This is a genomic window from Stenoxybacter acetivorans DSM 19021, assembly GCF_000745895.1.
GTDB classification, from domain to species: domain Bacteria; phylum Pseudomonadota; class Gammaproteobacteria; order Burkholderiales; family Neisseriaceae; genus Stenoxybacter; species Stenoxybacter acetivorans.
In genome coordinates this window covers 17,365-27,492 of sequence record NZ_JQKE01000035.1, presented here as the reverse complement: position 1 = coordinate 27,492, position 10,128 = coordinate 17,365, and the positions used below count along the sequence as shown (strand labels likewise).

At 50.1% G+C, this 10,128-nt stretch carries 9 protein-coding genes; 3 read left to right on the top strand and 6 right to left on the bottom strand.

Features of this window, described 5'->3' with window-relative positions:
- From Q384_RS06210 to Q384_RS06200, 3 genes are all read left to right on the top strand, one after another.
- The coding region (locus tag Q384_RS06210) for a transposase (RefSeq protein ID WP_037586609.1) at window positions 1–225 on the top strand (225 nt) is incomplete at its 5' end.
- Window positions 226–480: 255 nt separating this feature from the next.
- Window positions 481–1,872, top strand: coding sequence for an argininosuccinate lyase (gene argH, locus Q384_RS06205; RefSeq protein WP_156956478.1), 1,392 nt, complete (start codon window positions 481–483; stop codon window positions 1,870–1,872).
- Window positions 1,873–2,054: 182 nt separating this feature from the next.
- Entirely contained in the window at window positions 2,055–2,417 is a 363-nt protein-coding gene (locus Q384_RS06200) for a hypothetical protein (RefSeq protein ID WP_037586607.1), read from the top strand.
- 168 nt (window positions 2,418–2,585) lie between these two features.
- Here Q384_RS06200 and hisI read toward each other — a convergent pair whose 3' ends face one another.
- The 6 genes from hisI to nusA form a co-directional block, all read right to left on the bottom strand.
- Entirely contained in the window at window positions 2,586–2,990 is a 405-nt protein-coding gene (gene hisI / locus Q384_RS06195) for a phosphoribosyl-AMP cyclohydrolase (protein WP_037586606.1), read from the bottom strand.
- Between the two features lie 2 nt (window positions 2,991–2,992).
- Window positions 2,993–4,138 (bottom strand): glutamate 5-kinase, encoded by a 1,146-nt coding sequence (proB, locus tag Q384_RS06190; RefSeq protein ID WP_037586611.1) that lies wholly within the window; start codon window positions 4,136–4,138, stop codon window positions 2,993–2,995.
- A gap of 22 nt (window positions 4,139–4,160) precedes the next feature.
- Window positions 4,161–4,532 carry a 30S ribosome-binding factor RbfA gene (gene rbfA / locus Q384_RS06185; protein WP_037586605.1) on the bottom strand — a complete coding sequence of 124 codons (372 nt, stop codon included), beginning with the start codon at window positions 4,530–4,532 and terminating at the stop codon, window positions 4,161–4,163.
- A gap of 95 nt (window positions 4,533–4,627) precedes the next feature.
- Entirely contained in the window at window positions 4,628–5,554 is a 927-nt protein-coding gene (locus Q384_RS06180; protein ID WP_037586604.1) for an AEC family transporter, read from the bottom strand.
- A gap of 110 nt (window positions 5,555–5,664) precedes the next feature.
- Entirely contained in the window at window positions 5,665–8,616 is a 2,952-nt protein-coding gene (infB, locus tag Q384_RS06175) for a translation initiation factor IF-2 (RefSeq protein WP_037586603.1), read from the bottom strand.
- Entirely contained in the window at window positions 8,613–10,115 is a 1,503-nt protein-coding gene (gene nusA / locus Q384_RS06170) for a transcription termination factor NusA (protein ID WP_037586602.1), read from the bottom strand. The genes infB and nusA overlap by 4 nt, the downstream gene beginning before the upstream one ends.
- Window positions 10,116–10,128 lie beyond the last annotated feature (13 nt).

Sequence of the window (10,128 nt, the reverse complement as noted above, 5' to 3'; positions counted from 1 at the left end):
CCGATTTACACCACCAATGCGGTGGAAGCGGTACACCGTCAATTCCGCAAGCTGACCAAAACCAAAGGTGCGTTTCCCAATGAGGACAGTCTGCTGAAGCTTTTGTATGTCGGCATCAATAAGGCATCAGAAAAATGGACGATGCCCATACAGAATTGGGGGCAGGCGGTCAGCCAATTTTCCATTTATTTCGAGGGAAGACTCGATGATATAATCAAACTGTAGGATTTAACACTGACACAGAATTTTGAACGCCCTCTCGGTGTCCATTTGGATAGCTCCTCCCCCGAAGAGTTATAAAGTTAAAATACCCAATTATGTGTTATTCACCAACATAACAGATAATACCTAATTTAGATTATATAGAAATTGATTGATATGTGTAACTATATTTTTAATTGATAATATAAAAAGGTAATTATTTTTTATGTGTTTTTTATGTATTAATTTATAATAATTAAGTGTTTAAGGTAGGTGTTTATTATGACAAATAAAACGTGGTCTGGCCGTTTCAGGGAGCCGGTGAGTGAATTGGTGAAACAATACACAGGGTCTGTTGATTTTGATAAAAGACTTGCACCGTGGGACATTCAAGGTTCGCTGGCGCATGCACAGATGCTGGCTGAAGCAGGGGTGCTGCGTGCGCAGGATTTGGCAGACATTCAGCGCGGCATGGCAGAAATTTTGGCAGAAATTGAAGACGGTAAGATGCCGTGGTCGCTGGATTTGGAAGACGTTCACATGAATGTGGAGCGGCGTTTAACCGACAAAATCGGTGATGCCGGCAAACGGCTACACACCGGACGCAGCCGCAACGACCAAGTGGCAACCGATATTCGCTTATGGCTACGCGATGAAATCAGCCAAATTAATCAGCTGATCGGCGATTTGCAAAGTGCGCTGGTGGATTTGGCGGAAACCCATGCTGATGTGGTGATGCCGGGGTTTACCCACATGCAAGTGGCGCAGCCCGTGAGCTTTGGGCATCACATGCTGGCTTATGTGGAAATGTTCGGGCGCGATTTTGAGCGCATGGCAGACTGCCGCAAACGGGTAAACCGCATGCCTTTGGGCGCGGCGGCGCTGGCGGGCACAACTTATCCGATTCAGCGCGAAACCACCGCACGATTATTGCAATTTGAAGCCATTTGTCAGAATTCATTGGATGCGGTGTCTGACCGCGACTTTGCCATTGAGTTTACCGCTGCCGCTTCTTTGCTGATGATACATTTGTCGCGGCTGAGTGAAGAGCTGATTTTGTGGATGAGTCCGCGTTTTGCCTTTATTGATATTGCCGACCGTTTTTGTACCGGCTCCAGCATTATGCCGCAAAAGAAAAACCCCGATGTGCCGGAATTGGTGCGCGGTAAAAGCGGGCGTGTTATCGGGCATTTGATGGGTTTAATCACGCTGATGAAATCGCAGCCGCTGGCGTATAACAAAGACAATCAAGAAGACAAAGAGCCGCTGTTTGATACGGTGGATACTTTAATTGATACCTTGCGTATTTATGCTGACATGATGCGCGGCATTACGGTGAAACCCGACAATATGCGTGCGGCGGTGTTGCAAGGCTTTGCCACTGCCACCGATTTGGCAGACTACTTGGTCAAAAAAGGCTTGCCTTTCCGCGACAGCCATGAAGCCGTTGCTCTTGCCGTGCGCCATGCCGACAGTTTAAATGTGGATTTGAGCGATTTGCCGCTGTCGGTATTGCAATCGTTTTCTGCATTGATTAACGAAGACGTGTATGAAGTATTAACCCCCGAAGGCAGCTTGAATGCCCGCAACCATTTGGGCGGCACCGCACCTGCGCAAGTGCGCGCACAAGCAGCGCGGTGGCGGAAAATATTGAGTGCCGACGCCGAATAATACCGTGCTTGCACTTGCAAATGGGCAGCGGCGGTGAAAAGCAATCCGCCGAACACGGCAATTCCGTGCGTTAATATTGGTTAGCCATAATGAGAATTGCCGTGCGTCCCGCGCACAACGGCGGTGTTTGCGTATAGAATGCAACGAGGTGTATAAGCCGAACATCAAGGAAGGAACGTCTTATGTATGAAGTAAACCGCAGTTTATTTGCTTTGGTGCCGCTGGAGCCCTTTTGGGAATGGCTGCAATCTTTGTCTGATGTGGATTTGTCGGACATTACGCTGTTTGATTTGCAGCAAGACGTTAATTCTTATCTGTTGCCGCCGTGCGAAGACGCGAATGATGTGTGGACGCAAATCGATGCGCTTTGTGAAACCGTTTTTGCGCAAGAGCTGGCAGATTGGTGCGAAGACGAATCTTTATGGCCGGACTTAACCCCTGAGGTTTTTCAGGAATGGTTTGATATTCAAATATCCACAGTGGTAACTGATTTAGCGCCGCAGGAATTATTCCGTGAAAGTTTTAAACCGATGTCGTTGAATTAGTGCGGTATTTATTTTATGGCTCAACCCGTTGATATTCAATCAAGCGGGTTGCCGCTGTGTGTTTGTATTGCCTCCCATCGGCAATGAGTACACTTTTCAGGCAGCCTGAAAGGCAATGTTATTTGCTTTTTTCGGAGCGAATAATTTTCAAAAACACAGTTTGTCGTTTTATCGGTAAATTTCGTCTTCGGCTTTTAACACCGCATCGGCAGTCTGCCATTCGCCGTTTTGCCAAATGCGGTAAAAGCAGCTTTCATGGCCGGTGTGGCAGGCAATGCCGCCGTTTTGTTCGATAAGCATAACAATGGCATCACCGTCGCAATCCAGCCGCAATTCATGCACTTTTTGCGTATGCCCCGATTCTTCGCCTTTCATCCATTGTTTTCGGCGTGAACGGCTGTAATAATGGGCAAAACCGCTGTTCACCGTTTGAATCAGGGCTTCTTTATTCATCCATGCCACCATCAGCACGCGCAGGCTGTGCCGATCTTGAGCGATGGCGCAGACCAAGCCGTTATCGTCCCATTTCACCGCATCAAGCAGCGGATTGCTTGTCTTTTCGGCAATATTCATTTTTATTCGCTTTTTTCGTCTTTTCCGCGGCGCAATACCATGTTGTCGCGGTGGATTAGCTCTTCTTCGGCAACATAGCCCAGCAGACGTTCAATCTGCGATGAAGGCTGACGCAGCAGCTTTTCGACTTCGCGGCTGTTGTAGTTGATTAAGCCGCGGGCGATTTCTGTGCCGTGGTCATCTAAAACCGCCACCAATGCGCCGCGTTCAAAACGCCCTGTTACCGCGGTGCAGCCAATCGGCAGCAGGCTGGAATTTCGTTTGATTAAGGCTTGTGCTGCCCCCGCATCAATATTGAGGCTGCCTGAAAGCTGAATTTGCCCCACCAGCCATTGCTTGCGGGCATTTAAGCGGGTGGCGTCCGGCGTGAACAGTGTGCCTGCGGTTTCGCCGGCTAATAGGCGCAGTAGAATATTCTCGGCTTTGCCTGAAGCCACCCACGTGGCGGCACCGCTGACGGCGGCGCGTTTGGCAGCGCGTACTTTGGTGAGCATGCCGCCTGTGCCGATGCTACTGCCTGCGCCGCCTGCCATGTCTTCCAAATCGGGGTGATTGGCGGCGATGCGGTGAATCAGTTGTGCTTGCGGGTTGCGGCGCGGGTCGCTGTCGTATAAGCCGTTTTGGTCGGTGAGGATAATCAGTGCATCGGCTTCGATGAGGTTGGTTACCAATGCACCCAAGGTGTCGTTGTCGCCCAATTTGATTTCATCAATGGTAACCGTATCATTTTCGTTGATAACAGGCAGTACGCCTTTTTCCAGCAAGGTGCGCACGGTGGTGCGGGCATTGAGATAGCGGGTGCGGTGGCGCAAGTCTTCATGGGTGAGCAAAATTTGCGCGGTTTGAATGCCCAGCGGAGAAAAAACCGCTTCATAGGCTTGCGCCAAACCCATTTGCCCGACAGCGGCAGCGGCTTGCAATTCATTTAAGGCTTTGGGGCGTTTCTGCCAGCCCAAGCGTTTCACGCCCTCGGCAATCGCGCCGCTGGAGACAAACACCACAAAGATGCCGCGTTGCTTTAACACGGCAATTTGTTTTGCCCATTGTTGCAGCATAGCCATGTCCACGCCGTTGCCGCCGTTGGTTACTAAGCTCGATCCTACTTTTATCACAACGGTATTGATGCGGCTGAAATCCAATGTATTCATGATGTTGTTTGTGTGGGTTTGTTTAATCCGCAACAGGTGTTTCTTTCATGGCTTCATCAATCAGCTGTGAAATATTCATGCCGCGTTCCAGTGATTCGTCATAGGTAAATTGCAATTGCGGGGCGCGGAACAGGCGGATACGCTTGGATAATTCACTGCGCAAATGTCCTTTGGCGTGTTCCAATGCTTCGGCGGTGGCGGCGCGGGTGTTGCTGTCCAATACGGTGTAATAAACGGTGGCGTAGCTGTAATCGCGGGTGATGTCCACATCGTTAATGGTGATAAAACCGGCGCGCGGGTCTTTTAATTGATGGCGGGTTAAATCCGCCAATTCGCGCATGATCTGTTCTTTGACTCGGTCTTGACGGTCATAGCCGCGTTGTTGTCGGCGCATGGGGATATTCCTGAATGGGTTGTACAATCAGTATTATAGAATACAAAAAAGCTGCCTGAACGCATTATTTCAGGCAGCCTTTATTATCCTTTACTTCACTGATTAAGCAAAATGGGAATATTGCCCATAATCAAGGTAATGGAAATCACCGATACCAAAGTTGTCCACGTAATCACCGAAGCCATCGTCTCTGAATCACCGCCCATTTGGCGCGATAAAATATACGCATTACCGGCACAAGGCACGGCGGTGTAGAGCAGGGCAACATAAGCGGGTATGCCTGATACATTAAAGGCGTTTAATAAAACCACGGCAATCAGCGGCATCACAATCAATTTAAGCGTAACTGCGTAGGCAGCGGCAAAGGTTTTATGGCTGTGCATTTTCAGCATCAGCCCGCCGCCGACCGACATCAAGCTCAATGGCGTTGCCGCATTGCCCAAGTAGCCGAGAAACGGTTTCAGTGCACTGCCGATGTGTATTCCCGCCATATTCAGCACCACCCCCAGCACCGCGCCGATAATCAAGGGATTTTTAACAATGGATTGCACCATGCCCGACAAAGATTTTTTGCCGCCGTTGCCGTAGTGATTTAACACCAACACGCTGATGACATTGGTAAATACAATCATATAAGCAATAAAAACACCCGACAACGCCACGCCTTGTGTGCCGAACAAGGATTGCGACAGGGCAATAAATACATAGGAGTTATACCGAACACCGCCCTGAAAAATGGACGTAAACAAATCATTTTGTACAGGCACAATTTTTTGAACGATAAAAATAATCAGTGCAACCGCCGTGGTGGCAGCCAGAGTAACCAAAATGGCATCGGGTGTGCCGCCGGTAAAATTGGATTCACTGATTTCCAATACCAATAGTGATGGAAAAAACAAGTAATACACCAATTTATCAATGCTTTTCCAAATGATTTCGTCTTTGAGAAAATAATTTTTGGTGAAGTAGCCGCAGACAATCAGCAGAAATATCGGGCAGACAGATAAAAAGGTGGTCAGCATATTGAATTCTCCTCGTGTGTTGGATTGATTATTTTGTTGAAAAAGGCTGCCTGAAACAGAATTTCAGGCAGCCTATGGTATTGCAAAACAATTATTCAAATGATTTAAATTTACAAATGCCGTGCGACTTCCACCACTTCAAAGACTTCCAGCTGGTCGCCTTCAATGATGTCGTTGTAGCCTTTAAGCATCAAACCGCATTCAAAGCCTTGGCGCACTTCTTTTACATCGTCTTTAAAGCGTTTGAGTGAGGACAATTCGCCGGTATGAATCACCACGTGGTTGCGGATTAAGCGTATGCTGGCTTCGCGCTTGACCATGCCGTCGGTAACCATACAGCCGGCGATGTTGCCCACTTTGGATACGGTGATCACCTGACGAATTTCTGCCGTACCGATGATGTTTTCTTTTTGCTCCGGTGCCAGCATGCCGCTCAATGCCGCTTTAACATCGTCAATGGCGTCGTAAATGATGTTGTAGTAGCGAATTTCCACGTCTTCGTTTTCTGCCAATTTACGGGCGGCGGCATCGGCGCGCACATTAAAGGCGATGATGACTGCACCCGAGGCAATCGCCAAGTTCACATCAGATTCGCTCACGCCGCCCACGCCGCTGTGCAATACGTTCACTTTTACTTCATCGGTGGACAGTTTTTGCAGGCTGCCTGCCAAGGCTTCGTAAGAACCTTGAACATCGGCTTTAACAATCACCGACAGGCTTTGCGCTTTGTCTTCACCCATGTTGCTGAGCATGTTTTCCAATTTGGCGGCTTGTTGTTTTGCCAAACGCACATCGCGGTATTTGCCTTGACGGAAAAGAGCAATTTCACGGGCTTTTTTCTCGTCTGCTAGCACAATCGCGTCTTCGCCGGCATTGGGCAGGTCAGACAAGCCCAAAATTTCCACCGGAATGGACGGACCCGCGCTGTCAATGGCATCGCCGTTTTCGTCAAGCATGGCACGCACTTTACCAAACGCCGTACCTGCCAGCAGCATATCGCCTTTGCGCAAAGTACCGCTTTGTACCATGAGGGTTACCACTGCGCCGCGGCCTTTGTCTAAGCGTGATTCCACCACAATGCCTTTGGCGGGCGTGTTTATCGGGGTTCTTAATTCCAATACTTCCGCTTCCAGCAAAACGGCTTCCAGCAGGGCATCAATGTTGATGCCTTGTTTGGCGGACACATCAATAAACTGCACATTGCCGCCCCAAGTATCGGGAATAACATCATGCGCGGTAAGTTCTTGGCGGATTTTTTCGGGATTTGCGCCGTCTTTGTCGATTTTATTCACCGCCACCACAATCGGTACATTGGCGGCTTTGGCATGGGCAATCGCTTCTATGGTTTGCGGCATCACGCCGTCATCGGCGGCAACCACCAAAATCACAATATCCGTGGCTTTTGCACCGCGCGCACGCATGGCGGTAAACGCTTCATGGCCGGGCGTATCCAAGAAAGTAATCACGCCGCGCGGTGTGTCCACATGGTATGCACCGATGTGCTGGGTAATGCCGCCCGCTTCACCGTGTGCCACTTTGGCACGGCGAATATAGTCAAGTAATGACGTTTTACCGTGGTCCACGTGCCCCATTACCGTTACCACAGGCGGACGCGGCAACAATTCGGCTTCATGCGTTTGTTCGTTTTCTTCCAAGAAAGCGTCCGGATCATCTGCGGCGGCTGCTTTGCCGATGTGTCCCATTTCTTCGACCACAATTAAGGCAGTCTCTTGGTCAAGCACTTGGTTAATCGTAACCATCATGCCCATTTTCATCAGCACTTTAATGACTTCAACGGCTTTTACTGCCATTTTGTGCGCCAATTCGGCAACGGTGATGGTTTCGGGAACAAGCACTTCATGCACAACGGGTTCGGTGGGTGCTTGGAAAGCGTGTTGGTTTGGCTCAAGTTTGAGTTTTTTCCCGCCTTTTTTCCCGCCCTTGCCGCTGCGCCAGCGGCCGTCTTCCGCACCGCTTTGCGTGCGTCCGCCTTTGCCTCGGGCGGATTTGCCGCCTTTGGGTGCATCGTCTTCACGTCCGCGCCGATCTTCTTTTTTACGGGGCGCGGGGCTGCTTGTATTGGCATTTGCTCCGGCAGTGCCGGCGGGTTTGGCGGCAACTGGGCTGAGCGGTTTTTTCTCAGTGGGTTTCGCCGTGCGCACTTGTTCGGTTTTGGGTGCTTTGGCGGCTGCGGTTTCTTGCTGTGCTTGTAATTTAGCCGCTTCACGCCGTGCCTGACGCTCTTGTTTTTCGCGCAGCAAGGCTTCCTGATGTGCGCGCAATGCTTCGGCACGCCGTGCTTCTTCATCGCGCAGGGTTTGTTCTTCAGCACTGATAATTGGCTTGGCGGCTTCGGCTTTTAATGCGGCTAAATCCGGTTTTTTCTCGCTTTTTTTGCCCCTGCGTTTTTGCCTGTCTGGATCATTATTGCGCTCGGTTCTAACCGCATTGGCGGCAGGTTTGGCGGAAGTGTTCGGTTTGTTTTCTGCTTTGTGTTCCGATTTCGGGCTGCCGATTTTCGGGCTGTCGGTTTTTGCCGTTGGCTGCACTGAAGTTTTTGTTTCGGTTTTTACTTTGGGCGCGGCATTGGCAGGTGTTTCCGAAATTGTCGGCACTGCGTTCACTGTATTTGCCGAGGCAGTAATATTCTCGGCAGATTTTTCAGTCTGCACGCTGCTGATTTCGGGCGTGGCTGCTGCCTGAATGGTTTCAACAACAGCAGGGGTTTCGGGTGCACTCGGTGTCTGTGTGATTGCCATCGGAGTAACTTCCGATGGTACCATAGCGATGCGCCGGCGCCGGCGGGTTTCTACTTCTACGCCGGCAACCGTGCTGTGCTCAGTGGCTTTTTTGCGCGTAAGCGTAACCGCACCGCCGGATTGACTGCCGTGTGCCTGTTGTAAAAAAGACAGCAATTGTTGTTTGTCGGCAGCAGTGAGTGCGTCGGCAGGTGTTTTTTTGGAAACACCGGCAGCACCCAATTGCTCCAGCAGGCGCTGCGGCGATAATTTTAATTCTGTCGCAAATTGTGCGACTGTGGTTTGGGCTGTTGATTGACTCATGCCTTACCCCCTTCTTCTTCTGCAAACCAATGCGCACGTGCTGCCAAGACTGCTTTTTTGGCGGTTTTTTCGTCCACACCGGTGATTTCAATGAGTTCATCTACTGACAATTCAGCCAAATCTTCGCGGTTGCTGATGCCGGCTTGCGCCAAATCGCGCAGCATTTCCGGGTCGTCGCCGATGATTTCTTTCAAGTCGTCGGAAACTTGTTCCACTTGTTCTTCCGAGGCAATCGCCAAGGTTAAAATTGCATTGCGGGCGCGCTCTCTTAAGGCATTGACGATTCCTTCATCAAAGCCTTCAATTTCCAACATTTCCTGCAGCGGCACATACGCCACCTCTTCCAAGCCGGAAAAACCTTCTTTCACCAAAGTATTGGCAACGTCTTCGTCCACACCCAAATGGGTTTGGAACAATTCACGCAAAGTACGGTCTTCGGCTTCGTTGCGTTCTTGGGCTTCTGCAATGGTCATGATATTCAGCTGCCAGCCAGTCAGTTCCGCTGCCAAGCGTACGTTTTGCCCGCCGCGTCCAATGGCTTGCGCCAGCTGGGTTTCTTCCACAATCACATCAACCGAATGGGCTTCTTCGTCAATCAAGATGCGGCTTACTTCGGCAGGGCTTAACGCGTTGATAATGAACTGGGCGGTTTCAGGCGACCACAACACCACATCGATTTTCTCACCTGCCAACTCATTGCTCACCGCGTTCACGCGCGAGCCTTTCATGCCGATACACGTGCCTTGTGCATCAACGCGGCTGTCATTGGATTTCACTGCAATTTTGGCGCGCAAGCCCGGGTCGCGCACGGCTTCTTTGATTTCCAACAAACCGTCTTCGATTTCAGGTACTTCCATTTCAAACAAATTCACCAAAAATTCACGCGAAATACGGCTTAATATCACTTGCTGGCGGTGTCCCTGTTGCTCAATGCGTAAAAATTGGGCGCGAATGCGGTCGCCGCTGCGGAAATTTTCACGCGGAATCATTTGATCGCGCGGTAGCAACGCTTCCAAACGCCCGATTTCCACGATGGTACCGTGCCGTTCGGTGCGTTTCACTGTTCCCATAATCACGTGTTCCTTGCGCTGCAAAAATTCATTGAGAATTTGCTCGCGCTCGGCATCGCGGATACGCTGTAAAATAATTTGCTTGGCGGTTTGTGCCGCTACCCGCCCGAATTCCACGTTTTCCATCGGCTCTTCGTAATAATCACCGATTTGCAGTTTGGTATCGGGAATTTCTTCCTGAATTTCTTCAATGGTTTTTTGAATGTCGGGATAAGTGTAATCTTCATCGGCAACAATCAGCCAGCGGCGAAAACTGTGATACTCGCCGCTGCTGCGGTCGATGGACACATAAACGTCCATGTGTTCGCGTTCGGCTTTTTTACGTGCGGCACTTGCCAGCGCAAATTCCAGCGCATCAAACACCACCCCTGCGTCCACGTTTTTTTCGCTTGCCAATGCCTCAACCAGCAGCAAAATTTCTCGGCTCATGTCGGTTTACTCC